This window comes from Leucobacter rhizosphaerae (assembly GCF_022919175.1).
Classification (GTDB): Bacteria; Actinomycetota; Actinomycetes; order Actinomycetales; family Microbacteriaceae; genus Leucobacter; species Leucobacter rhizosphaerae.
In genome coordinates this window covers 774,904-799,051 of record NZ_CP095043.1, presented here as the reverse complement: position 1 = coordinate 799,051, position 24,148 = coordinate 774,904, and the positions used below count along the sequence as shown (strand labels likewise).

The 24,148-nt window shown below is 70.6% G+C and carries 26 protein-coding genes; 22 read left to right on the top strand and 4 right to left on the bottom strand.

The annotated features are described in order from the left end of the window. The first annotated feature begins 29 nt into the window (after window positions 1-29). Window positions 30-863, top strand: coding sequence for an NAD(+) synthase (nadE, locus tag MUN76_RS03725; RefSeq protein ID WP_244687260.1), 834 nt, complete (start codon window positions 30-32; stop codon window positions 861-863). Beyond that, entirely contained in the window at window positions 860-1,387 is a 528-nt protein-coding gene (msrA, locus tag MUN76_RS03720) for a peptide-methionine (S)-S-oxide reductase MsrA (RefSeq protein ID WP_244687258.1), read from the top strand. The genes nadE and msrA overlap by 4 nt, the downstream gene beginning before the upstream one ends. A gap of 76 nt (window positions 1,388-1,463) precedes the next feature. On the opposite strand, the gene ssb is transcribed toward msrA, so the two are convergent. After that, window positions 1,464-2,066 carry a single-stranded DNA-binding protein gene (gene ssb, locus MUN76_RS03715; protein ID WP_244687256.1) on the bottom strand — a complete coding sequence of 201 codons (603 nt, stop codon included), beginning with the start codon at window positions 2,064-2,066 and terminating at the stop codon, window positions 1,464-1,466. Between ssb and MUN76_RS03710 the strand changes: the two genes are divergently transcribed. The 4 genes from MUN76_RS03710 (at window position 2,065) to MUN76_RS03695 (ending at window position 5,248) form a co-directional block, all read left to right on the top strand. Beyond that, window positions 2,065-2,340, top strand: coding sequence for a hypothetical protein (locus MUN76_RS03710; protein ID WP_244687254.1), 276 nt, complete (start codon window positions 2,065-2,067; stop codon window positions 2,338-2,340). The two genes, ssb and MUN76_RS03710, sit on opposite strands and share 2 nt — an antisense overlap. A 178-nt stretch (window positions 2,341-2,518) precedes the next feature. Beyond that, complete coding sequence (locus tag MUN76_RS03705) at window positions 2,519-3,004, top strand: DUF6993 domain-containing protein (protein ID WP_244687252.1); 486 nt, start codon at window positions 2,519-2,521, stop codon at window positions 3,002-3,004. Window positions 3,005-3,093: 89 nt separating this feature from the next. Continuing rightward, window positions 3,094-4,776: an energy-dependent translational throttle protein EttA gene (ettA, locus tag MUN76_RS03700; RefSeq protein WP_244687250.1), complete on the top strand. Its 1,683-nt coding sequence runs from the start codon at window positions 3,094-3,096 to the stop codon at window positions 4,774-4,776. A 4-nt stretch (window positions 4,777-4,780) separates the two neighbouring features. After that, window positions 4,781-5,248 carry an acyl-CoA thioesterase gene (locus tag MUN76_RS03695; RefSeq protein WP_244687249.1) on the top strand — a complete coding sequence of 156 codons (468 nt, stop codon included), beginning with the start codon at window positions 4,781-4,783 and terminating at the stop codon, window positions 5,246-5,248. Window positions 5,249-5,255: 7 nt separating this feature from the next. Here MUN76_RS03695 and MUN76_RS03690 read toward each other — a convergent pair whose 3' ends face one another. After that, window positions 5,256-6,125, bottom strand: a complete 870-nt coding sequence (locus MUN76_RS03690) for an acyl-CoA thioesterase (RefSeq protein WP_244687247.1) — start codon at window positions 6,123-6,125, stop codon at window positions 5,256-5,258. A gap of 75 nt (window positions 6,126-6,200) precedes the next feature. Between MUN76_RS03690 and MUN76_RS03685 the strand changes: the two genes are divergently transcribed. From MUN76_RS03685 to MUN76_RS03670, 4 genes are all read left to right on the top strand, one after another. Continuing rightward, complete coding sequence (locus tag MUN76_RS03685; RefSeq protein ID WP_244687245.1) at window positions 6,201-6,848, top strand: DUF8185 domain-containing protein; 648 nt, start codon at window positions 6,201-6,203, stop codon at window positions 6,846-6,848. A gap of 97 nt (window positions 6,849-6,945) precedes the next feature. After that, window positions 6,946-7,200, top strand: a complete 255-nt coding sequence (gene rpoZ, locus MUN76_RS03680; RefSeq protein ID WP_244687243.1) for a DNA-directed RNA polymerase subunit omega — start codon at window positions 6,946-6,948, stop codon at window positions 7,198-7,200. A gap of 133 nt (window positions 7,201-7,333) precedes the next feature. After that, the gene (metK, locus tag MUN76_RS03675) at window positions 7,334-8,533 is read left to right on the top strand and encodes a methionine adenosyltransferase (protein WP_244687241.1); all 1,200 of its coding nucleotides are present in this window, start codon (window positions 7,334-7,336) and stop codon (window positions 8,531-8,533) included. A gap of 6 nt (window positions 8,534-8,539) precedes the next feature. Further along, complete coding sequence (locus MUN76_RS03670; protein WP_244687240.1) at window positions 8,540-10,687, top strand: primosomal protein N' family DNA-binding protein; 2,148 nt, start codon at window positions 8,540-8,542, stop codon at window positions 10,685-10,687. Between the two features lie 33 nt (window positions 10,688-10,720). Here the strand turns inward: MUN76_RS03670 and trpB are convergent, their stop codons facing one another. Further along, a complete protein-coding gene (trpB, locus tag MUN76_RS03665) occupies window positions 10,721-11,935 on the bottom strand; it encodes a tryptophan synthase subunit beta (protein ID WP_244687238.1) in 1,215 nt (404 codons plus the stop codon). A 188-nt stretch (window positions 11,936-12,123) separates the two neighbouring features. Between trpB and MUN76_RS03660 the strand changes: the two genes are divergently transcribed. From MUN76_RS03660 to MUN76_RS03650, 3 genes are all read left to right on the top strand, one after another. Further along, window positions 12,124-13,059: a methionyl-tRNA formyltransferase gene (locus MUN76_RS03660; protein ID WP_244687236.1), complete on the top strand. Its 936-nt coding sequence runs from the start codon at window positions 12,124-12,126 to the stop codon at window positions 13,057-13,059. Continuing rightward, window positions 13,056-14,540, top strand: coding sequence for an RsmB/NOP family class I SAM-dependent RNA methyltransferase (locus MUN76_RS03655; protein ID WP_244687234.1), 1,485 nt, complete (start codon window positions 13,056-13,058; stop codon window positions 14,538-14,540). Before MUN76_RS03660 ends, MUN76_RS03655 begins: the two co-directional genes overlap by 4 nt. Before the next feature lie 65 nt (window positions 14,541-14,605). Continuing rightward, window positions 14,606-16,054 carry an MFS transporter gene (locus MUN76_RS03650; protein WP_346730405.1) on the top strand — a complete coding sequence of 483 codons (1,449 nt, stop codon included), beginning with the start codon at window positions 14,606-14,608 and terminating at the stop codon, window positions 16,052-16,054. Window positions 16,055-16,073: 19 nt separating this feature from the next. Here MUN76_RS03650 and MUN76_RS03645 read toward each other — a convergent pair whose 3' ends face one another. Beyond that, window positions 16,074-17,591 (bottom strand): hypothetical protein, encoded by a 1,518-nt coding sequence (locus MUN76_RS03645; protein ID WP_244687233.1) that lies wholly within the window; start codon window positions 17,589-17,591, stop codon window positions 16,074-16,076. 54 nt (window positions 17,592-17,645) lie between these two features. Between MUN76_RS03645 and rpe the strand changes: the two genes are divergently transcribed. The 9 genes from rpe to trpC all read left to right on the top strand — a co-directional run bounded on the left by rpe (window position 17,646) and on the right by trpC (window position 24,129). Then, window positions 17,646-18,308, top strand: a complete 663-nt coding sequence (gene rpe, locus MUN76_RS03640) for a ribulose-phosphate 3-epimerase (RefSeq protein ID WP_244687231.1) — start codon at window positions 17,646-17,648, stop codon at window positions 18,306-18,308. Window positions 18,309-18,349: 41 nt separating this feature from the next. Further along, complete coding sequence (locus MUN76_RS03635) at window positions 18,350-18,613, top strand: phosphoribosyl-ATP diphosphatase (protein ID WP_244687229.1); 264 nt, start codon at window positions 18,350-18,352, stop codon at window positions 18,611-18,613. A 96-nt stretch (window positions 18,614-18,709) separates the two neighbouring features. Next, on the top strand, window positions 18,710-19,552 hold the full coding sequence (gene hisG / locus MUN76_RS03630) for an ATP phosphoribosyltransferase (RefSeq protein ID WP_244687227.1): 843 nt from the start codon (window positions 18,710-18,712) through the stop codon (window positions 19,550-19,552). A 13-nt stretch (window positions 19,553-19,565) separates the two neighbouring features. After that, the gene (gene hisF / locus MUN76_RS03625; protein ID WP_244687225.1) at window positions 19,566-20,411 is read left to right on the top strand and encodes an imidazole glycerol phosphate synthase subunit HisF; all 846 of its coding nucleotides are present in this window, start codon (window positions 19,566-19,568) and stop codon (window positions 20,409-20,411) included. Beyond that, window positions 20,408-20,776, top strand: a complete 369-nt coding sequence (gene hisI / locus MUN76_RS03620) for a phosphoribosyl-AMP cyclohydrolase (protein ID WP_244687223.1) — start codon at window positions 20,408-20,410, stop codon at window positions 20,774-20,776. Before hisF ends, hisI begins: the two co-directional genes overlap by 4 nt. A 23-nt stretch (window positions 20,777-20,799) precedes the next feature. Then, window positions 20,800-22,404, top strand: a complete 1,605-nt coding sequence (locus MUN76_RS03615) for an anthranilate synthase component I (RefSeq protein ID WP_244687222.1) — start codon at window positions 20,800-20,802, stop codon at window positions 22,402-22,404. Between the two features lie 4 nt (window positions 22,405-22,408). Then, window positions 22,409-23,086, top strand: coding sequence for a Trp biosynthesis-associated membrane protein (locus MUN76_RS03610; protein WP_244687220.1), 678 nt, complete (start codon window positions 22,409-22,411; stop codon window positions 23,084-23,086). Between the two features lie 37 nt (window positions 23,087-23,123). Continuing rightward, window positions 23,124-23,357: a DUF6704 family protein gene (locus tag MUN76_RS03605; protein WP_244687219.1), complete on the top strand. Its 234-nt coding sequence runs from the start codon at window positions 23,124-23,126 to the stop codon at window positions 23,355-23,357. A 1-nt stretch (window position 23,358) separates the two neighbouring features. Then, window positions 23,359-24,129: an indole-3-glycerol phosphate synthase TrpC gene (trpC, locus tag MUN76_RS03600; protein WP_244687217.1), complete on the top strand. Its 771-nt coding sequence runs from the start codon at window positions 23,359-23,361 to the stop codon at window positions 24,127-24,129. Window positions 24,130-24,148: the final 19 nt, after the last annotated feature.

Genomic DNA, 24,148 nt, shown 5'->3' with positions numbered 1-24,148 from the left:
GGAAACCCTGCCGGAGTAGGGTGGAAGACATGAGTGAGCTGCAGCAGAAGGTCATCCAGGCACTCGGATCCGTCGCCGAGGTCGACGCCGCGGCCGAGGTCGAGCGACGTGTGTCGTTCCTCGTGGACTACGCACGCGCGGTTCCGGGTGTGCGCGGGTTCGTGCTCGGGATCTCGGGCGGACAGGACTCGTCGCTGGCCGGTCGGCTCGCGCAGCTGGCCGTCGAACGCCTGCGCGCGGAGGGCCGCGAGGCCGAGTTCGTGGCGGTGCGGCTGCCCTACGCCGTGCAGCGCGACGAGGACGATGCGCAGCTCGCACTCTCATTCATCCGGCCGGATCGCACGGTGACGGTCGACATCGCCTCCGGCGTCGATGCGCTCGTCGCGGAGGTGGGCGCCGCCCTCGGCAACCCGGTGACCGACTTCACCAAGGGCAACGTGAAAGCGCGCATGCGCATGATCGCGCAGTACACGATCGCGGGGGACCACGGTCTCCTCGTCATCGGCACGGATCACGCCGCAGAGGCGATTACCGGCTTTTTCACGAAGTTCGGCGACGGCGCCGCGGACGTGCTGCCGCTCGCCGGTCTGACGAAGGGGCAGGGCGCCTCGCTCTTGCGGGAACTCGACGCGCCGGATCGGTTGTGGCAGAAGGCCCCGACCGCGGATCTGCTCGACGGAGACCCCGGTCAGACGGACGAGTCGAGCCTCGGACTGAGCTACGCGGAGATCGACGCGTATCTCCGCGGAGAGGAACTGCCGGACGCCGCGGCGCAGCGACTCGAGCACCGCTATCTCACGAGCGAGCACAAACGACAGCACCCGGTCACCCCGGCCGATACCTGGTGGAGGAGCGCACGATGACGGAGACCTATGTTCTGGCCGGAGGGTGCTTCTGGTGCCTGGACGCCGCCTATCGCCCGCTGCGCGGTGTCGTGGAGGTCATCTCCTGCTACACCGGCGGTGAGACCGTCGAGCCCACCTACGAGCAGGTCTGCACCGGGCGCACCGGACACGCCGAGGCCGTCGCGGTGACCTTCGACCCCACGGTGATCCCCTCCCAGGTGATCCTCGACGCCTTCTTCACGATGCACGACCCGACCCAGCTCAATCGCCAGGGCAACGACGTGGGTACCCAGTACCGTTCCGCGATGTTCCCGACCGACGCCGCGCAGCGCGAGGTCTTCGAAGCGGCGATCGCCCGCGCGAGCGAGTGGTGGCCGGCCCCGATCGTCACGACCATCGAACCGCTGGGCGACGTGTACCCGGCTGAGGACTACCACCAGGACTTCTTCGCGAAGAACCCCACGCAGGGCTACTGCCTCGCGGTCGCGGCCCCGAAGGTGAGCAAGATCCGCGCGACGTTCGGCGAGTACCTGCGCGACTGACGCTGAGCCTGCCGCTCGCACCGCTCGCACCGCTCACGACACGGCGAGCCCCGGCGTTGCGGTGCCTGCCGATCGCTCATGCTGCGGCGAGCGTGGGGGTGAATCCGTCGCCCTGATTGGGTGCCGCAGCGTCACCGGCGGACGACGACTGATCGGCGCTGGACGATGGGTCCGCGCTCCGTGCCGCGCCCGCGCCTGCCTCCGGATCCGGTGCCGCGGGAGCGAGCCAGTGCGCCTGTGAACCGGCTTCGACGGGAGGTCGGTTCGATCCCTCGGTGGTCGACTCCGCCGAAGGGGCCGGAGCGGTCTCGGACCCCGCCGCGCCGGCGCGTTTCGTAAACTGCGACACGCCCCAGCGCAAGTCGTGACCGAGCGCGTCGGCGTCGACTTCAACGGCGACCCCAGACTTCTCCCCGGACTCCCACTGCTTGACGCGCAGACGGCCGTGCACGATCACCCGGTCGCCCTTCGCGAAGGACTCGGCGGCGTGCAGCGCCAGGCTGCGGAAGGCGTTGATGGTGAGCCAGTTCGTGTCGCCGTCGATCCACTTGCCCTGCTCCCGGTCGTAGCGCCGGTCGTTGCAGGCGATTCGGAACGTGCAGAACGCCGCGCGGTGCTCCGACGTCGAGAGTTTCGGCGCTGTTGCGATCGTGCCGACGGCGGAAAAATGAATGGACATGGTGGCTCCTCGGTCGATGGGACGTGGGTGGCGGTGCGACGCGCACATCTGCGACGTGCGCGGTGGCGAGGAGATGGCCCGTGCCGTGCCGGTTCCGGACCATCCCCTCGAGACCATCGTGGCGGCGCACGGCACGGTGCAGCGGGGGATGCCCGGTTCTGTGGAGAACTGGCACCGCCAGCTGCGAGACGTGCCGACGGGAGCGAAGAATCTCGCGCGAGGCCGTGCGCCCAACGCACCTGTCCTGGCCGCCGACGCGCGCGAGGAGGCGTGAAAGGCAGTGGACGGCACCGCACGCGGACCCTGCACCTCATGCGGTCGGAAATGCCTGGATCGGTCCGCGTGAGGTGCAGGAACCGCCTGGCGAGCGCACCACGCCCGCACCACGCCCGCACAACGAGCGCACCGCGCCCGCTCAGCGATCACGCCGGATCGATGCGTAGACTTGCCGCGTGACTGCACTCGCTCCGGGCCGACGACTCATCCGCGCCGCACTGGCGCTCGCACTGACCGCTCCGCTGCTCGCGGGCTGCGCGATCCTGGAGGGACCCACCCCCGAAACGCCGAAGCGCACGTCGCAGCCGGTCCCCGAGGTCGCTCCCGAGTTCGTCCCGGGCGGTTCGGCGGAGGAGAACCTCCCGTACTTCACCGAGCTCATCCGCGGCTACGCCGCGAGCGAGTCGCCGATCACCGGCCAGCCCGTCGCGCAGGCCGTGATCGACGGCGGCTTCGACCCGACCATGATCCAGTTCAGCTTCGACGAGACGAAGACCGGGCTCGTGGCCGACAACATCTTCGTCTCCGTGCGGGTCGGTGCGGAGTGCCTCATCGGACAGCTCGTGACGGCCGATCGCGGTTTCGTCACCGCCGTCGAACCCGCCGTCGGCCCGGCGGGCGACATCTGCCTCATCGGCACCACCCGGGCCGTCGACTGGTAGCCACCGGGTGCGCCCGGCCCGCCTAGAATGGTGGGGATCCGTTTCAATCCACGTTCACGCAGGGAGTTCGGGGCAACCCCGGAATTTATATGGCTGAGTACATTTATCAGATGGTTCGCGCGCGCAAGGCGCACGGCGACAAGGTGATCCTCGACAACGTGACCATGGCGTTCCTGCCGGGCGCGAAGATCGGTGTGGTCGGCCCGAACGGTGCCGGAAAGTCGACGATCCTGAAGATCATGGCGGGGCTCGACACCCCGTCGAACGGCGACGCGATCCTGACCCCGGGCTACAGCGTGGGCATCCTCATGCAGGAGCCCGAGCTCGACGAGGACGCAACCGTGCTCGAGAACGTCCAGCAGGGCGTCGCCGGCATCAAGGGCAAGCTCGACCGGTTCAACGAGATCTCCGCAGAGATGGCGAACCCCGACGCGGACTACGACACACTGCTGCCCGAGATGGGCGAGCTCCAAGAGGCGATCGACCACGTCGACGGCTGGGACCTCGACAACCAGCTGGAGCAGGCGATGGACGCGCTCCGCTGCCCGCCCTCCGACGCGATCGTCAAGCACCTCTCGGGCGGCGAGAAGCGCCGCGTGGCGCTCTGCAAGCTCCTGCTCGAGAAGCCCGATCTGCTGCTCCTCGACGAGCCCACCAACCACCTCGACGCCGAGAGCGTGCTCTGGCTCGAGCAGCACCTCTCCAAGTACCCGGGCGCCGTCATGGCCGTCACCCACGACCGGTACTTCCTGGATCACGTGGCCACCTGGATCTGCGAGGTCGACCGCGGTCGCCTCTACCCCTACGAGGGCAACTACTCCACCTACCTGGAGCAGAAGGCCGCACGTCTCGAGGTGCAGGGCAAGAAGGATCAGAAGCTCGAGCGCCGTCTGAAGGACGAGCTGGAGTGGGTGCGCTCGAACACGAAGGGCCGTCAGGCGAAGTCGAAGGCGCGTCTGGCCCGCTACGAGGAGATGGCGGCCGAGGCGGAGCGCACGCGGAAGCTGGACTTCGAGGAGATCCAGATCCCGGCCGGTCCGCGTCTCGGCAACCTGGTGCTCGAGGCGAAGGATCTGCACAAGGGCTTCGACGGACGCACTCTCATCGACGGGCTCTCGTTCACGCTGCCGCGCAACGGCATCGTCGGCATCATCGGCCCGAACGGCGTGGGGAAGACGACCCTCTTCAAGACCATCGTCGGCGTCGAGCCGCTCGATGGCGGCGAGCTCAAGATCGGCGAGACGGTCAAGCTCAGCTACGTCGACCAGACCCGTGGCGGCATCGACCCGAAGAAGACCGTGTGGGAGGTCGTCTCGGAGGGCCTCGACTACATGAAGGTCGGCAACGTCGAGATTCCGTCGCGCGCCTACGTGTCGACGTTCGGGTTCAAGGGGCCGGATCAGCAGAAGCCTGCGGGTGTGCTCTCCGGTGGTGAGCGCAACCGACTGAACCTCGCGCTCACGCTGAAGCAGGGCGGCAATCTGCTGCTGCTCGACGAGCCGACGAACGACCTCGACGTCGAGACGCTGTCGAGCCTGGAGAACGCGCTGCTCGAGTTCCCGGGCTGCGCCGTGGTCATCACCCACGACCGGTGGTTCCTGGATCGCATCGCGACCCACATCCTCGCGTACGAGGGCACCGAGGAGCAGCCCGCCAACTGGCACTGGTTCGAGGGCAACTTCGAGGCGTACGAGGCCAACAAGATCGAGCGCCTCGGGGCCGACGCGGCGAAGCCGTCGCGGGTCACGTACCGCAAGCTCACCAGAGACTGACCCTGTGGCACGTGTGCACGTCGATCTCCAGCTCCGCTGGGGTGACCAGGACGCCTACGGGCACGTGAACAACGTCGCGTACGCGCGCTACCTCGAGGAGGCGCGCGTACGCGTGTTCTGGCGCGGCACGGCCCGGCAGCGCACGGGCATGGAGGGGCACTTCCGAGGCGACACCCCCGACGGGCTCAAGATGCTGGTCGCGAGCCAGCAGATCGAATTCCTCGGCGTGCTCGAGTACGGCGACACCCCGATCGAGGTGGAGCTGTGGATCGGTCGGCTCGGCGGATCGAGCCTCGAGCTCCACACCGAGATCGTGGATCTCGCGGCGTCGGAACGGCGCGTCGTCGCCCGCGCGATCACCACCGTGGTGATCGTCGACGGGGTGGCGCTCGCGCCGATGCGACTCACCCCCGAGGCGCGCGCCGCCGTCGAGCCATGGACGGACGCGCCGCTCCGGTTGCGGCGCGGGTAGCGAACGCTCAGTCGGCGGCCGGGAAGCGCAGCATGCTCTCCTGCGTCACACTCGCGACGAGCGCCCCGTCGCGCGTGTAGAACCGGCCGTGCGCGAGTCCGCGGCCCCCCTGCGAAGTGGGCGAGTCGAGCTCGTACAGCAACCAGTCATCGGCGCGGAACGGACGGTGGAACCACATGGCGTGATCGAGGCTCGCGCTGCTCAGGCCGGGTGTGGCCCACGGCACCCCGTGCCGGCGCAGCACCGGTTCCATGAGCACGTAGTCGCTCGCGAAGGCCAGCGCCGCGGCGTGCAGCATCGCCGTGTCGGGCAGCGTGTCACGTGCGCGCAGCCACAGGCGCTGCCGGCTCGTCCGCTCCGCCACGGCGAGCACGATGTCCGACTCGACGTAGCGCATGTCGAACGGCCGGTTCAAGACCCACGAGGCGCGGCCCACGTCCGCGAGGTGACCGTACTTCTCCCACACCGTCGGCAGATCCTCCGGTACCGGCACCCCGGTCAGATCGATGCGCTCCTGGTGCTCCGCTCCGTCCTCGGAGCCCTGGAATGAGGCGATCATGGACATCAGCACGGTGCCGTTCTGGTACGCCTGCGCCCGTCGCGTCGAGAACGATCGGCCGTCGTGCAGCCGGGCGACCTCGAACGTCATGCGCTCGGAGCTCGACCCGGGACGCAGGAAGTAACCGTGCATCGAGTGGATCAGGCGATCCTCCGGCACCGTGGTGCCGGCGGCGACGATCGCCTGTCCGACGACCTGACCGCCGAAGGAGCGGCCGTGCGGGGTGGGGTGCGAGTGCCCGGTGAGGATGTCATCGCTGGTGCGCGCCCCCGAGTCGATCACCGAGAGCATCGCGACGAGGTCTGAAGCGGCAGTCATGGGTCCTCCGAGGATCGGCGGGTAGGGTCGCTCCCAGCCTATCGGCCACCCCATCCGCGACTAGGCTTGTGGGTGATGGCTGCCACTCTTCCCCTCGCCGATGCCGCATCGCGAGACGACCTCCGGATCTTCCTCGAACGCCTGCTGCGCGTCGGGCAGGACGAGGTGCGCGTCGTGAGCCGCGGATCCTCCTTCGCTGTCTACGGCTGCACCCAGGCGCCGCGCGGGATCACCGATCCCGTCCCCGTGGTGCTCGTGATGCGGGCGTTCGCGCTCTCCGAGGAGCCGCTCGAACCGGTCGATACGACCGTGCAGGCGCGAGCGCTGCTGGATCGCATCGCGCGGCTCGGGATCATCGGCCGGTCGCTGGAACTGCCCGACGTCACGGCCCTCGCCGCGTGGTCCGGGGTGCTGCCGCCCGTGTCGGGATGGGAGCCCGCGGGCTCGATCGACGGCGCCTCGCTGGCCCGGGTCGCCGCCGAGGGCATCGGCCGCGTCGCCGACGCGCTCCCCGAGAATCCCGGAGAATTGGTGGTCCACCAGGTCCGCGCCGCCGTCTGGGGGAGCGAGATCGCTCCCGGCCTCCCCGCCGCGGCCGCCTTCGCGGGGGAGGCGCTGGGGTTCCTGCGCGACGACGAACCGGTGCGCCTGTCGAGGTCGCTGACCTGGACGCGCCTGAGCTCGACCCGCGGCCACGTCGTGGTGCGCTCGTTGCTCGGCTGATCCCGCGGCGTCCGCGCCCGAGTGGGCCCGGCGGCCCCCGGCTGCGCCGCCCAGAAACCTCGGGTAAGATAGTGAGGTCTACCAGAGGAGTGTTTTCATGGCCAATGTCAACGGGATCATCGACCCGCCCATCGACGAGCTGCTCGCGAAGGTGGATTCGAAGTACGCGCTGGTCGTCTTCGCATCCCAGCGTGCGCGTCAGATCAACGACTACTACACGGATCTGCACGACGGGAACCTGTTCGACAACGTGGGCCCGCTCGTGGACTCGTCGGTCGACGACAAGCCGCTGTCGATTGCGCTGCACGAGGTCGTCGAGGGCAAGCTCACGATGACGAAGCGCGCCGAGTAGCGCGCACGTAACCTTTCGCTGCACGCGCAGCACTGTCGGTGGCGTCGGATACCCTGGAGGGAATCCGGCGCCATCGGCGTTGGTCCGGTCGACGCCCGTCGATCCCACTCGTCTTCAACGCGCTAGGAGCAATGTGTCGCTGCGCCAGTTCACCTCAGAGTCCGTCACCGAGGGGCACCCCGACAAGATCTGCGACCGCATCTCGGACTCCATCCTCGATGCGATGCTCGAGCAGGATCCGGGCGCGCGCGTCGCCGTGGAGACTCTCGTGACGACGGGTCTCGTCCACGTTGCCGGTGAGGTCTCCACCAGCGGGTACGTCGAGATCCCGCAGATCGTCCGCGACGCCGTGCGGGAGATCGGATACGTCCACTCCGACATGGGCTTCGACGGGTCGTCGTGCGGCGTCTCCGTGTCGATCGGCCAGCAGTCCCCGGACATCGCGAGCGGCGTCGACACGTCGCTCGAGCAGCGCACCGGCGCGCAGGGCGACGCCGATGACGATCTCAGCCGGCAGGGCGCGGGTGACCAGGGCATCATGTTCGGCTTCGCGACCGACGAGACCCCCGAGCTGCACCCGCTGCCGAGCTGGATCGCGCACCGGCTCGCCGAGCGGCTCACCGAGGTGCGCAAGAGCGGCGTGCTGCCGGAGCTTCGCCCCGATGGCAAGACCCAGGTCACCATCGGGTACGACGGCGACCGCGCCGCGTCCGTCGAGGCGGTGGTCGTCTCGACGCAGCATCAGCCGAGCATCTCGCAGGCCGCGCTCCAGGAGGCGGTGGCGCGCGAGGTCATCCGGCCCGTGCTCGAGCGGGTCGAGCTGGCCAGCGACGCCGCCGAGTTCTTCATCAACCCCGCGGGGCCGTTTGTGATCGGTGGCCCCATGGGCGACGCCGGGCTCACGGGCCGCAAGATCATCATCGACACGTACGGCGGCGCGAGCCGTCATGGCGGCGGTGCCTTCAGCGGCAAGGATCCGTCGAAGGTCGACCGCTCCGCCGCGTACGCGATGCGCTGGGTCGCGAAGCACGTCGTCCGCGCCGGGCTCGCGCGCCGCGCGGAGCTGCAGGTCGCTTACGCGATCGGCCGTGCGCACCCGGTGGGCCTGTACGTCGAGACGTTCGGCACCGAAACCGTGCCGCGCGAGCGGATCGAGGCGGCGGTGCGCGAGGTCTTCGACCTGCGGCCGCTCGCGATCATCCGTGATCTCGGGCTCCTGCGGCCGATCTACGCCAAGACGAGCGCCTACGGCCACTTCGGGCGCGAGCTGCCGGAGTTCACCTGGGAGGCGACCCCCCGCGTCGAGCAGCTGCGCGCCGCCGCCGGCCTCTAGGCCGCCGTGAGCTCCTCGAACGCGATCGAGCGGGCGGAACCCGCGGCCGGGCGGACGGTGGCCCAGATCCTGCTCGACTCCGCCCTGCCGCAGCTCGATCACCTCTTCGACTACGCGGTGCCGCCGGAGCTCGCGGACGTCGTGCGCGTCGGTCAGCGGGTTCGCGTGCCGTTCCGCTCGAAGGACCGCAAGACGTTCGGGTACATCATCGGCTTCGTCGAGCGCAGCGAGTTCGGGGGCAACCTGTCCGCGATCGCGGACGTGGTCTCCGAGGTGCCGCAGCTCACCCCCGAGGTGTGGGCGCTGGCCCGCGCGGTCGCCGACCGCGCGGGCGGATCCGCGGGAGACATCCTCCGCCTCGCGATCCCCACCCGCCAGGTCCGCGTCGAGAAGAAGCACCTCGCCGCGCTGGCTGAGCAGGCCGAGGGAGCAGAGCAGGCCGAGGGAGCAGAGCAGGCCGAGGGAGCAGAACAGGCCGAGGGAGCGGAGCAGGCTGCAGACGGTGGATCGGCCGAGCCGGAGGCGCCCACGGACCGCCCCGCCGATCCCGAACCGACCGCGGAGTCCGGGATCGCGGCGCAGCTCACGGACGGCGCCCGGCTCTCGCACCTCGCGTCGCACGGACCCGAGCGGCTGCACACCGGGGAGTGGGTCGGCGGTTGGGCCGCGCAGGTCGCGCGGGTCGCCCTGGAGGTCTTCCGCCGGGGCCGGAGCGCGATCCTCATCACCCCCGATTACCGCGATCTCGACCAGCTGCGCGACGCCCTCGCCGCGCTCGGCCACGCGGAGATCGTGCGCGTCGATTCCCGGCAGTCGAACGCGGAACGCTACGCCGCCTTCCTCCGGGCGCTCGACCCGGCGCCGCGGATCATCCTGGGCAACCGGTCCGCGGTCTACGCTCCCGCGCACGACCTCGGCGCGATCCTGATCTGGGACGACGGCGATCCCGTGCTGTCGGAGCCGCTGACCCCCTATGCGCACGCGCGCGACGCCGCGCTGATCCGCGCGGAGCAGTCGGGTGCAGGCCTCTTCTTCGCCGGACACGTGCGCAGCGCGGAGGTGCAGCGGCTCGTCGACCTCGGCTACGTGCTCGCGCAGACCCACCTGCCGCGCCGCACCCGGGTCTTCCACGCCGACGCCGCCCGCGCCCCCGACGCGTTTGCTGGGCGGGTACCGGAGTTCGCGGCGCAGACGATCCGAGAGGGGCTGAAGACCGGCCCCGTGCTCGTGCAGGTGGCCACCCCGGGCTACGCGCCCGTCGCGGTCTGCGGCGACTGCGGTGATCTCGCCCGGTGCGGCACGTGCCGGGGCCCCATCGGGTTCAAGGTCGTCGGCCGCGCGTCCTGTCGGTGGTGCGGCGCGGTCGCCCACGACTGGCGCTGCTCCGAGTGCGGGAGCGCCCGTCTGCAGGAGCGCGGCATGGGGTCGGCGCGCACCGTGGAGCAGTTCGAGCGGCAGTTCTCGGGGGTCCGCGTGATCCTGAGCGACGGGGAGCACCCCCGGGAGCAGGTCGATGCCCGCCCGGCGCTCGTGGTCGCCACGCGCGGGGCGGAACCGCTCGCCGCCGGCGGCTACCGCGCCGTTGTGCTGCTCGACGCGGAGCGACTGCTCGGGATCGAGACGCTGCGCGCAGGAGAGGACTGCCTGCGGTGGTGGGAGAACGCCGCCGCACTCGCCGCACCCGACGGCCTCTGTCTCATGGCATCCGGCGGCGGCCCGGTCGTGACGGCATTCGTGACGGGACGCGTCGATGAATGGCTGCGCGGTGAGCTCCGGGATCGGCACGCCCTCCGGTACCCGCCGGCGGTGCGGGTGGCGAGTGTGAGCGGGGGGCCCGAGGAGGTCGATCGGGCGCTGCAGACGATCGCCGATCTGCCCGGCGTGGACCACCTCGGCCCGACCGCCGTGCCGCAGCCGTCCGGTGCGGGTTCCGGGGGACCGGGATCGGCCCGAGGGGTCGCTGCGGTGGGCATCGTCCGGGCGATCGTGCGTTTCGACTACGGGCACGGGGCCGAGGTCGCGAAGCGGCTGCGCGGTGCGCTGGTCGCCGACGCCGCGGGCTCCAGCGCGCGCACCCGAGGCAGGGCCCCCGGCCGGGCGCGGCCGGAGGCCCTGCGGCTCCGCTTCGACGATCGCGGCGTGTTCGACGGCTGAGCCGAGACGGCGATCCGCCTCGGCCCGCGATCGTCACTCGGCGGCGCGCAGCCGATCGGCGACGAAGTCGACGTCCTTATCCCCGCGGCCCGACAGATTCGCGATGATGATCGCGTCGCCCGGCAGCGTCGGAGCGAGCTCCACGACGTGCGCGACCGCGTGCGCCGACTCGAGCGCCGGGATGATGCCCTCCTGCCGGGTGAGGAGTTGGAAGGCATCGAGCGTCTCCGCGTCGGTCGCGGTGACGTACTCGACGCGACCGATCTGCTCGAGGTGCGCGTGCTGCGGTCCCACGCCGGGGTAGTCGATCCCGGACGCGATGGAGTGCACGGCCGAGGGCTCGCCGTCGGCGTCCTGCAGCACCTTGGTGCGCATGCCGTGCAGGGTGCCGGGCGTGCCGAGGGTCATCGTCGCCGCGTGCCGATCCCCGTCGAGCCCCTCACCGGCGGGCTCGACGCCGATGATCCGGACGTCGTCGTCCTCCAGGAACGCGTCGAAGAGCCCGAGCGCGTTCGAGCCGCCACCGACCGCGGCGACGAGCGCGTCGGGCAGCCGTCCCTCCTCGGCGAGGATCTGGGCGCGAGCCTCCCGACCGACGACCGACTGGAAGTCGCGCACCATGGAGGGGTAGGGGTGGGGACCGACGACGGATCCGATGGCGAAGAAATACTCGTCGGGCGCCGCGGCGTACACGCCGAACGCCGAGTCCACCGCCTCCTTCAGCGAGCGGCCGCCCGCCTCGACGGGCACGACCGTCGCGCCGAGCAGTTCCATCCGCACGACATTGGGGTGCTGCTTGGCGACATCGATCGCACCCATGTGGATCTCGCACTCCAGACCGACGAGCGCCGCGGCCGTGGCGAGCGCCACGCCGTGCTGGCCGGCACCCGTCTCGGCGATGAGCTTCGTCTTGCCCATGCGCTTGGCGAGCAGCGCCTCACCCAGGCAGTGGTTGATCTTGTGCGCCCCGGTGTGATTGAGATCCTCCCGCTTCAGGTAGATCTTCGCGCCTCCGAGGTGACGGGTGAGGTTCTCGGCGAAGTAGAGCAGGGAGGGCCGGCCGACGTAGCGCGCCAGCAGCGATTGGAGCTGATCCTGGAACGCTGGATCCTGGGACGCCTCGGCGTACGCGGCCGCGACCTCGGCGATGGGTGCGACGAGCGGAGGTGGCAGTTCGGCGCCGCCGAACTCGCCGAAGCGGCCGGATGCGTCTGCGCGGTACAGCGAGTGGGGGAGTGTTGCGGTCATGGGCGGGATCCTCTGCGAGTGTCAGCTCCCCCGAAGACACAAACACCGCCCTCGGGGAAGGCGGTGTGGGGAGTATGCAGATGCGTACGGGGAACCGCCCTCAGGCGGTCCACCACTGATGCGTCATCTGCATGTTCGGGAGTGTAGCAGGTGCCGCGCGCCCCGGGGAAAGCTGCGAGAATGGAGGGATGCGGATCGTCTTTGCCGGAACCCCCGAGTTCGCCGTGCCCAGTCTGCGGGCCCTGCACGCCGCCGGACACGAGATCGTGGGGGTCATCACCCGCGAGGACGCCCCACTCGGACGAAAGCGGATCCTCACGCCCTCACCCGTCGCGGTCGCGGCGGAGGAGCTGGGACTGCCCGTGCTGCGCGCCAACCGGCTCGCCGAGGAGGCCACCGCGTGGACCGCGGCGCGGAACCCCGATCTCGGCGTGATCGTCGCGTACGGCGGACTGGTGCGCGAGCCCCTCCTATCGCTGCCCGAGCACGGCTGGATCAATCTGCACTTCTCCGAGCTGCCGCGCTGGCGGGGGGCCGCGCCCGTGCAGCGGGCCCTGCAGGCGGGGGAGCAGCGGCTCGGTGTGACCGTGTTCCGACTCGTGGAGGCGCTCGACGCGGGCGATGTGATCACCCGCGACGCCTCCGACGTGGCACCGGGCACACCGGCCGGGGCGGCGCTCACGGCGCTCGCCGCATCGGGCACGGACGCACTGCTGCGCGCCGTGGCCGGGCTCGCGGACGGCTCGCTCGTTGGGGTGCCGCAGCAGGGTGAGGCCACCTACGCGCACAAGCTGGGTCGAGAGGACGGGCGACTCGATCTCTCGGCATCGGCCGCTGCGGTGCTCGCCCACTGGGCGGGGGTGACGCCGGAACCGGGCGCGTTTGTGCTCGTGGACGAGCAGCCCGTGAAGCTCCTCGAGGTGCGGGCTGCGCACGGCTCGGACCTCGTTTCGGACGACCGCGCAGACGCGGCCGTCGGGTCGATCGGCCTGCGCGCCGGCACCGCGGTAGTGGAGCTCGCCGACGGCGCGCTCGAACTGGTGCGCGTGCAGCCGGCCGGAAAACCCGCGATGGACGGTGCCGCGTGGTTGCGCGGCCGCGGCGGAGCGGCGGTGGCGCGATGAGCCGCGATGCGGGGAACTCCCGGCGATCCGGATCCCATCGCGGGGCCGGTCGCGGCGCGCGCGATCGGGCGCCGCGGATCGAGATCTCCCCGGCGCGCCTCGTCGCCTACGACCTGCTCCGGGACGTCGACGACCGCGATGCCTACGCGAATCTGGCGCTGCCCGCCCGGATCCGCGAGGCGCACCTCGATGGCCGTGACGCGGGGCTCGCGACCGAACTCGCGGCCGGCGCGCTCCGCGGGCGCGGGCGCTACGACCGCATCATCGAACTCGCCGCGGGGCGGCCGATCGGCGAGATCGACGGCCGGACACGGAATGTGCTCCGGCTCGGCGCCCATCAGCTGCTGTCAATGCGAACCGCCGCGCACGCCGCTGTCAATGAGAGTGTGGAGCTGCAGCGTCGGGTCGCCAACGCGAACGCCGCCGGCTTCGTGAACGGGGTACTCCGCACGATCGGTCGGTCGACGGCGGCGGAGTGGGACGATCGGATCACCGCGGAGGCCGCGTCGCCGGACGATGCGCTCGCGGCGCGCACCTCGCACCCCGCCTGGGTACTCCGGGCGCTGCGGGATGCGCTGCGGAGCGAGGGACGCGAGACTGAGCTCGAGGCGCTGCTCGAGGCGGACAATGTGCCGCCCCGGGTGAGCGCGGTGGTGCTGCCGGGGTGGCACGCTGACGTGCGGGAGAGCGAGAGCACCTCCGACGGCGAGGTCGCGCTCACGGCGACCGGGCCCTCGCCGACCGGCTGGGAGCTCGCGGGTGGGGATCCGCTCCGCGCGCTCGCGGCACTCGGTCTTCCGGACGGTGTCGCCCGGGTGCAGGATCAAGGATCCCAACTCGCCGCACTGGCGCTCACCCGCGTGCGCCCCGTGGCCGCGGGCGAGCGCTGGCTCGATCTGTGCGCGGGGCCGGGCGGGAAGACGGCGCTGCTCGGAGCCGAGGCGCGTCTCGGGGGTGCGCACGTGCGGGCGAACGAGGTGTCGTCGCACCGCGCCGAACTCGTGCGACGTGCGACCGAGGCGGTCGCCGACACGGTCGAGGTGGTTTCGCACGACGGCCGCGACGATGAGGCGTACGGCCCGCGGGGCGTCCCCTACGATCGGATCCTCGTGGATGCCCCGTGCTCCGGCCTCGGTGCGCTCCGACGGCGCCCCGAGGCGCGCTGGCGGAAGCAACCGACGGACCTGCCGAGCCTGACCGCACTCCAGGGAGAGCTCCTCGACGCCGCGGTCGCCCACCTGGCTCCAGGCGGGGTACTCGCCTACGTCACCTGCTCGCCGCACCTGGCGGAGACCCGGGTGACGGTGGACCGGCTGCTCAAGCGGCATCCCGAGCTCCGTGAATTGGACGCGCGGGCCGTCGTCTCCGGCGTCGCTCGCGGAGAGCTGGACCTCGCGGGATCGGCGCGCAGCGTGCAGCTGTGGCCGCACCGGCACGGCACCGACGCCATGTTCATCGCGCTGCTGGAGCGCGGGGACTGAGCGGAACCGGTCCTCGGGTCGAGTGACCCCTGGCGCGTGTCGGTGGTCGGATCTACCCTGAGTGCATGAGCACCGAACCCCCGACCGTCGAACCGGACGGCGCGACGCCGTCCGCCCGCACGGGTCCGACGCCGCCTCCGGGCGGGATGCGGACGTTCGTGCAGGTGCTCGTCAACACCGCCGTGGCGAACCTGACGACCAACTTCCTCTGGTTCGCGGTCGTGTTCTGGGTGTACCTCGAGACCCGCAGCATCCTCGCGACGGGGGTGCTCGGCGGCATCTACATGATCCTGCTCGCCGCGTGCTCCATGTGGTTCGGCTCGATCGTCGATCGGATGCGCAAGCGCCGCGTCATGCTGCTCTCCGCGTGGTCCTCGCTCATCGCCTTCATCATCGGCTGCGCACTCTTCTTCACGTTTCCCGAGGCGACGCTGCTCGATATCCGCGGCCCCCTGTTCTGGATCTTCACACTGATCCTGCTCGCCGGCTGCGTGGTCGAGATGCTCCGCAACCTGGCGCTGTCGACCACCGTGACGCTGCTCGTGCCGCCCGAGCGGCACGCGAACGCCAACGGCCTGGTCGGCACCGTCCAGGGCATCGCGTTCATCGCGACGAGTGTGTTCAGCGGCCTCTCCGTCGGGCTGCTCGGCATGGGGGCGACCATGGTGATCGCCACCGTGTTCGTCGCCGCACCGATCGTGCACCTGCATCTCCTGCGCATTCCCGAGCCCGAGATCGTGCACGATCCCGATCGTCGTGCGGTGGACTTCCGAGGCGGCATGACGGCGATGCTCGCGGTGCCGGGCCTCTTCGCACTGGTGCTCTTCACCATGCTCAACAACCTGTCGGGCGGGGTGTTCATGGCGCTGCTCGACCCCTACGGTCTGAACATGTTCCCCGTGGAGATCTGGGGCCTCGTCTTCGGGCTCGCGTCGACCGGGTTCATCGTCGGCGGCATCGTCGTCGCGAAATGGGGGCTCGGGAAGAACCCGATCCGCACGATGCTCCTGCTCGTCGGGCTCCTGGGGTTGCTCGGCATGGTGTTCACGATCCGCGAGTGGCCGTGGCTCTTCATCGCCGGCATCTGGGTGTTCATGGCGCTGATGCCCGCGGTCGAGGCGGCGGAGCAGACCGTGATCCAGCGGGTCGTGCCCTTCGAGAAGCAGGGGCGCGTCTTCGGTCTCGCCATGACGTTCGAGGCGGCCGCGGCCCCCATCACCTCGCTCCTGATCGCACCGATCGCGGAGTTCTGGGTGGTGCCGTACATGGCGGGCGCGGAGGGGGAGGCGCAGTGGGGCTGGCTGCTCGGCGAGGGGGAGAGCCGCGGCATCGCCCTAATCTTCCTCGTGTCCGGGTTCCTCATGATCCTGCTCGCCGTCGGCGCCTCGCTCACCCGGTCCTATCGTGTGCTGTCACGCACCTGGCTGGCGGCCGCATCGAGTGCCCAGCAGACCAGCCCCGAGCGCGAGGAGCCCGAGCATGAGGAGGAGGAGCACCAGCCCCGGCGCGGCTGAGCTCCCCCTCCGATCCGAGCTACTCCCAGGTCACCTTCGGCGACTCCTGAGCGAAGTCGACGTAGGGCTGCAGCAGGTTGCCGCCGAAGAGGAGGTCGCCGCTCATGCGCTGCCCGTCCTTCTCCGCTTCGAGGGTGGTGTTGATCTGGATGTAGTCGTAGCTCGACACCACGGTCGGGTGGTCGTAGCTCGGCTCCGGCACGAGCGCCGAGAGCGCCGCCTCGCCCTCGGCCGTGAGCGTGCGCTGGATCGTGCCGTCGATCGGCATCGCGCCGTCGCTGAGCGGCCCGGTGACGTCGAGGCCGCAGGGGGTCGCGAGCGAGGTGAGCGCTACGCACTCGGTGAGTGATGCACGGACGAGATCGCGGAACGTCTGCGTCGCCTCCTCGGTGAGCACCGGCTGCACCTCGTACAGGACCGACGAGTCGTCGTCGGTGACGATGGTGAAGGTGGCGGTGTCGCCGCTGAGGGCGAACTCCTCGACCCCGAGCTCGATCTGGTAGGTGCCGATGAAGGCCTGCGCGTAGTCCTCACTGGGCTCCACGCCGTTCACGGTGGCGTCGAGGCCGGCGAACGAGCTCAGCGACACGTTCACGAGACCGTCGAAGATCTCGTACTCGTCGGAGTAGTTCCACACCCGGAAGTCGCGCGTCACGGTCTCATCGCCGATGTCGAAGGTGGCGCTGACGACGGACTCGGTATCGTCGCCGGTCGTCTCCTCATCGACCTCGATGTTGGTGATCGGAGCGAGTTCGATGGACTTCTCGAGCACCTCATCGGAGAGCAGCGCATCAGAGGACATGCCGCCCACGAGTTCGCGCGCGCGCTCCGCGTCACCGTCCGCGAGCGCCGTGAGGTACTCCTCGACGGCGGCGGGAGCCGACTGCGCGCCGGTTGTCGAGCCGCCCGCGGGGGACACCGGCGACGGGCCGCGGGACAGCGCCGACCCGATGGCGATCACGCCGGCGATAATCAGGAGGAGCAGCACGACTCCGCCCGCGACGATCCCGATGATCGCGCCCGTCGGCAGGCCCTTCTTCGGGCCCTGCGGCTGCGACGGGTCGTACCCGACGGGTTGACCGGGCTGACCGGGCTGTCCCGGCTGGCCGGGCTGGCCGGGCTGCTGCGGCTCGAACGGGGCACCGGGGGTCCACTGCTGCTGCTGCTGCTGCTGCTGCTGCGTCTGAGCGTCCGGCGCGGGCTGGGCGGCCCCGGTCTGAGCCGACGCGGGATCCTGCGGCTGGCCGGCCTGCGGCTGACCGGCCTGGTACTGCGGTGGTCCGAACTGCGGGGGCTGGTACTGCGGGGGCTGGTACTGCGGCGGTGCGTACTGTGCGGCGGCCGGAGCCTGGAACTCCGGGGGCCGGATCCCAGCCGGTGGCGCAATTCCGGGAGAGGGCGCGAGGCCCTCGGGTGCCTCCGACGTCGGCTCCGGGGTGTGCAGCTCGGGCTGCGCGGCGGCGTCGGGCGAGGAGGCGGGGGCCGCAGCCGATTCGTCCGGCTGGGAGGGGTTCTGGGGCTCCGGTGTGTCGCTCATGCTCATAGCCTAAGCGCTGCGGGGCGCCGTGGTGCGGGTGTGTAGTCTGGTGACGTGACCGCGCAACGCATCAACCCCAGTATTCTCTCCGCCGATTTCGTCAATCTGCAGTCCGAGCTCGAGGCCATCTCCTCCGCGGATCTGGTGCACGTCGATGTGATGGACAACCACTTCGTGCCGAATCTCACCATGGGGCCGCCGATCGTCGAGCGCATCCAGGCGGTGTCGCCGATCCCGCTCGACGTGCACCTCATGATCTCGGACGCGGATCGCTGGGCTCCGGGCTACGCCGAACTCGGCGCCTATTCCGTCACCTTCCACGCGGAGGCCGCCGCCGATCCCGTCGCGCTCGCCCGTCGACTCCGCGACATCGGTGCCCGCGCGGGCATCGCCCTCAAGCCGGGCACCGATCCCGAGCCGTACCTCGACCTGCTGCCCGAGTTCGATCAGGTGCTCGTCATGACGGTCGAGCCCGGCTTCGGCGGGCAGTCGTTCATGGCGGACATGATGCCGAAGCTGCGCCGGTTCGCCGAGGCGAAGTCGCGGCTCGGTCTTGATCTGTGGCTGCAGGTGGACGGCGGGATCTCGGCGGACACGATCGGGATCGCGGCCGAAGCCGGAGCCGACACGTTCGTCGCCGGGTCCGCCGTGTACGGCGGAGTCCCCGAGCACCGGATCGCGGAGCTGCGCGCGGCGGCCGCGACCCACTCCCACTGATCCCGACGATCCGCGGCTCCGGAACACGGTACGCTGGACGAGTGAAATCGTTCGATGAGCTGTTCGCTGAACTCAGCGAGAAGGCCGCCACCCGCCCCGAGGGCAGCGACACCGTCGCGCGTCTCGACGCGGGCGTCCACACGATCGGCAAGAAGATCGTGGAGGAGGCCGCCGAGGTCTGGATGGCCGCGGAGTACGAGTCCGACGCCGAGTGCGCCGAAGAGATCAGCCAGCTGCTGTACCACCTCCAGGTCCTGATGCTCGCCAAGGGCATCTCGCTCGACGACGTGTACTCGCATCTCTAGCGTCGGCCCCGACGGAGCTCTCCGCTGCGCCGACGCTCGCCGCTGAAGTTTTCACCCCGGCCGCGCCTCGGCCACCACGGAAGGATTCCCCCGATCATGCTGCGCATCGCCGTTCCCAACAAGGGTTCGCTCTCCGAAATCGCCGCCGAGATGCTCACCGAGGCCGGGTACTCCGGCCGACGCGACAGTCGGAAGCTCGTCCACACCGACGCGAAGAACGGCGTCGAGTTCTTCTACCTCCGCCCCCGTGACATCGCGACCTATGTCGGCTCGGGTGCACTCGACGTCGGCATCACGGGCCGGGACCTGCTGCTCGACTCGGGATCCGAGGCCACGGAGATCGCGGAGCTCGACTTCGCCGATTCCACGTTCCGCTTCGCGGCACCCGCCGGCGGCGAGATCCGCGAGATCGCCGACCTGGCCGGGCGCCGTGTCGCGACCAGCTACTCCAAGCTCGTCGACGACTTCCTCCGCGCGCGCGGGGTGGAGGCGACGCTCGTGCAGCTCGATGGCGCCGTCGAGTCGGCCGTGCAGCTCGGGGTCGCCGACGCCGTTGCGGATGTCGTCTCCACGGGCGCGACGCTGCGCGCAGCGGGCCTCGAGATCTTCGGCCCGGTCATCCTGGAGTCCACCGCGATCCTGATCGGCGGCGCGAACCAGCACGAGGGGATCGCGCGGCTCCTCCGCCGCCTCCGCGGCGTCCTCGTCGCCCGCAAGTACGTGATCATGGACTACGACCTCCCGGTCGACCAGCTCGAGGCCGCGTCCGCCGTCGCCGGCGGGATCGAGTCGCCCACCGTCTCCCCGCTGCGCGACGAGCGCTGGGTGGCGGTGCGGGTGATGGTGCGCGCTGACGAGGCGAACGACGTCATGGACCGGCTCTACGATCTCGGTGCCAAGGCGATCCTCGTCACGGCCATCCACGCGGCGCGGTTGTAGCGGGGGAGTCGGCATGTCACTGGCCACCCGGGTCATCCCGTGCCTCGACGTCGCCGCGGGGCGCGTCGTCAAGGGCGTCAACTTCCTGAACCTCCGCGACGCGGGGGATCCCGTCGAACTCGCCGCGCGCTACGCCGAGCAGGGTGCCGACGAACTCACGTTCCTCGACGTCACGGCGACCGTGGACGACCGATCGACCACCTATGACGTGGTGCAGCGCACCGCGGAGCAGGTCTTCATCCCCCTCACCGTGGGCGGCGGGGTGCGCGAGGTCGACGACGTCGCACGGCTCCTGGCCGTCGGTGCCGACAAGGTCGGGATCAACAGCGGCGCCATCGCCCGGCCCGCGGTGATCGGGGAGATCGCCGACCGCTTCGGCGCCCAGGTGCTCGTGCTGTCGCTGGACGTGAAGCGGAGCACCCGCACACCGTCGGGGTTCGTGGTCACCACGCACGGCGGGAAGCGCGAGACCGATCTCGACGCCCTCGCCTGGTGCCGGGAGGCCGTGGATCGCGGTGCCGGAGAACTGCTCGTGAACTCGATGGACGCCGACGGCACGCTCGCGGGGTTCGACCTGGAACTCACCTCGGCGGTGCGCGCGCTGTCCGAGGTCCCCGTCATCGCGTCCGGGGGCGCCGGCACGCTCGAGCACTTCGCTCCGGCGGTCGAGGCCGGCGCGGACGCCGTGCTCGCCGCGTCCGTCTTCCACGACGGCACGTTCACCGTGGGCCAGGTCAAGCGAGCACTCGCCGATGCCGGGCACACCGTGCGCCTCACGACCACCGCCGATGTCACCAACACCGATGCGGCCACCGCCGGACCGACCACCAGCACCGCTACCCGGGAGACGAACGCATGACCGCCATCGATCCGGTTCCCGCCGATCTCGTCTTCGACGCGAGCGGGCTCCTTCCCGCGATCATCCAGGACGACGAGACGGGCGACGTGCTCATGCTCGCCTGGATGGACCGCGAGGCGATCCGGCGCACGATCACGACGGGCCGCGTGACCTTCTGGTCGCGCTCGCGCCGGGAGTACTGGCGGAAGGGTGACACCTCCGGCCATCGGCAGTACGTGCGGAGCGTCGCCGCCGACTGCGACGGCGACACGCTGCTGGTCCGGGTGATCCAGATCGGCGCCGCCTGCCACACCGGCACGCGCACCTGCTTCACCGACCGGGAGATCCCGGCGCTCGTGGGGGATCCCGAGGCGACGGCGGACTGATCCCCGCGCGATAGGCTGGGACGGTGACACTGACGACCACCCGAGCGTCCTTCGACGACGCCCGCTCCTCCCACGCCGTGCTTCCCGTCTGCCGGGAGGTGTTCGCCGATGCGGACACCCCGGTGGGCATCTACCGGAAGGTCGCGGGCGGTCGCCCGGGCACCTTCCTGCTCGAGTCCGCGGAGCAGGGCGGGGTGTGGACGCGGTTCAGCTTCGTCGGCGCCGGCAGCTTCGGCGTGCTGGGCGAGCGCAACGGTCGAGCGTCCTGGGTCCCGAGCGCGAGCGGTCCGACGCTGTCGGAGCACCGCCTGCTCGACGGTGGGGTGAGCGACCTCGCACCCGTCGAGGCGCTGCGCGCCGTCTACGAGCGCTGGCGGTCGCCGCAGGTCCCCGGGCTGCCGCCGCTCGCGAGCGGGTTCGTCGGCTATCTGGGGTGGGACACGGTGCGGCAGCTCGAGCGACTCGAACATGGACCCACGGAGGGCCCCGGTCTCCCGAGCCAGGGCCTCGGGTTCGTCTCGGAGCTCGTGGTGATCGATCACCGCGAGGGATCGATCGTGCTCATCGCGAACGTGCTGAACGACGGTGCGAGCGGCGATGCTGCCCGTGACGACGCTGCCAGTGACGGCGGACCCGTCGACGCGGACGCGCAGTGGGCCGACGCCCAGGCGCGCCTCGACGCGCTGCAGGCCGCGCTCTCCGCGCCGGAGGCCTCACCGCTCGGGCAGCTCGATCGTGACGCGTTCGCGGATCCCACCCGGCTCACGAGCACCCCCGAGTTTCTGCAGTCGGTCGGCGTGGCGAAGCAGTACATCGTCGACGGCGACATCTTCCAGGTGGTCCCGTCGCAGCGCTTCGACCAGGAGTGCACGGCCGATCCGCTCGATGTCTACCGGGTGCTGCGGCACCTGAACCCGAGCCCCTACCTCTACCTGCTCCACCTGCAGGACGGCGACGGCGAGCCCTTCGCCGTGGTCGGCTCGAGCCCCGAGGCGCTCGTCACGGTGCAGGAGGACGGGCACGTGATGACGCACCCGATCGCCGGCTCCCGTCCGCGCGGCGCGACGGTCGAGGAGGATCAGCAGCACGAGCAGGATCTGCTCGCCGATGCGAAGGAGCGCGCGGAGCACCTGATGCTCGTCGATCTGGCCCGCAACGATCTGCTGCGCGCCTGCGAACCCGACTCCGTCGAGGTCACGGAGTTCATGCGGATCGAGCGCTTCAGCCACATCATGCACATCGTCTCGACGGTGGAGGGACGTGCGCGTGCGGACCAGAACGCGGTCGACGTGTTCCGGGCGACGTTCCCGGCGGGCACCCTCTCGGGCGCGCCGAAGCCTCGGGCGCTCGAGATCATCGACGAGCTGGAGCCCGTGCAGCGCGGGGTCTACGGCGGTGTCGTCGGGTACTTCGGCCTGGGCGGCGCGGCGGACCTGGCCATTGCGATCCGCACGGCCACGATCAAGGACGGCATTGCGATGGTGCAGGCGGGCGCGGGGATCGTGGCCGACTCGGTGCCGGAAGCTGAGGACGCCGAGTGCCGGAGCAAGGCGGCGGCACCGCTTCGAGCCATCGCGATCGCGAACACGCTCCAGCCCCTTGCCGCATCGACGACGGACGGGCGGTGATCCGGTGCGCCCGAAGCTCCTGACTCTCGCCGGCATCGCCCTCACGGGTGCCGTCTCGCTGATGGCGGGCGCCCAGACCTGGGTCTCCTTCATGTTGGAGGGCACGCACTCGCTCGAGACCGCGATCGGCCACGACATCAACCCGGCGCTCTCGCCCGTGTCGATCGCCCTCATCGCCGCGGCGCTCGCGCTCACGATCGCGGGTCCGGTGTTCCGCCGGGTGCTCGGCGTGCTGGTCGCGCTACTCGGCGCGGGCCTCGTGGCGCTCACCTGGGCGGTGCTCGGCTCGCCCCTCGGCTCGATCTCCGGGGCGATCACCGAACTCACGGGGCTCGCGGGCGGCGCCGCGGGATCGGCCGTGACCTGGATCCAGGTGTCGCCGTGGGTGACCACCAACCTGATCGTGGGCTGCCTCGCCATGCTGCTCGGCGCGGTCGTGCTGTGCTTCGGGGGACGGTGGCGCACGGGCGGTCGGAAGTACGACACCGAGCAGGACCGCCGCGGCGAGCCGCAGGAGGGGCCGGATCGCATTTCCGACTGGGATTCGCTCAGCGACGGCGACGATCCGAGTGACGACGACGATCCGGGCGACGACGCACCGGGCGACGAGGCTCGCGGCGACCAGAGTCCCACCGACCAGACACCCGGCGCGGTCGACGACCCGCCCGCCAATATCCGCTAGGCTGGAACTGTCCAGTCTGGTCAGTTAGAGGAGATTCATGAGTACCCAGCACGAAGAGCCCGGGCACGGCGATTCGCCCGCCGCATGGACGGCCGTCGTCGTGATGCTGATCGGCATCGCTGCAGGCACCGTCTTCTTCTTCCTGCACATGGCAACGCTCGTCTGGGTCTGCGTCGGCGTCGTCGCACTCGGCGCGGTGCTCGGCTTCATCCTCTCGAAGGCCGGCTTCGGTGTGAACGGCCCGAAGTACAGCCCCAAGACGCACGACTAAGGTGCTCCAGCAACTCCTCGCCGGTTCGCTCGAAGACGCGAACGCCCGCAGGCGAGAGCGCCCGTACGCGGCCGTCGAGGCCGAGGCGCTCGATCGCCCGGCCGCGCTCGATGCGCTGCACGCGCTCGCTCCCGCCGAGCACATCAAGGTCATTGCGGAGGTGAAGCGCGCGAGCCCGTCTCGTGGCGACCTCGCCGAGATCGCGGAACCCCAGGCGCTCGCGGCGCAGTACGAGGCCGGGGGAGCGAGTGCGGTGAGCGTGCTCACCGAGGAGCGGAAGTTCAAGGGCTCGCTCGCCGACCTCGAGGCCGTGCGGAAGGCCGTGAGCATCCCGGTCCTCCGCAAAGATTTCATCGGCGACGAGTACCAGGTGCTCGAGGCCCGTGCCGCGGGTGCCGACCTCGTGCTGCTCATCGTTGCGGCTCTGCCGCAGTCGACCCTCGAGCGGTTGCACTCCCTGATCCGTGAGCTGGGGATGACCCCGCTCGTGGAGACCCACTCCGAGGAGGAGGTCGCCCGAGCGGTGGACCTCGGTGCACAGCTCGTCGGGGTGAACGCCCGCGATCTCACCACGTTCGAGCTGGACCGAGATCTCTTCGGTCGTGTCGCCGATCAGATCCCCGCCGGGGTGATCCGGGTCGCGGAGTCCGCGGTGCTCGGCGTCGACGATGTGCAGCACTACCGCGAGGCCGGTGCGGATGCAGTGCTCGTGGGCGAGGCGCTCGTCACCAACGACCCCATCGCCACGCTCGCGTCCTACCTGAGTGTGTAGCCCACAGAACCCTTCGACC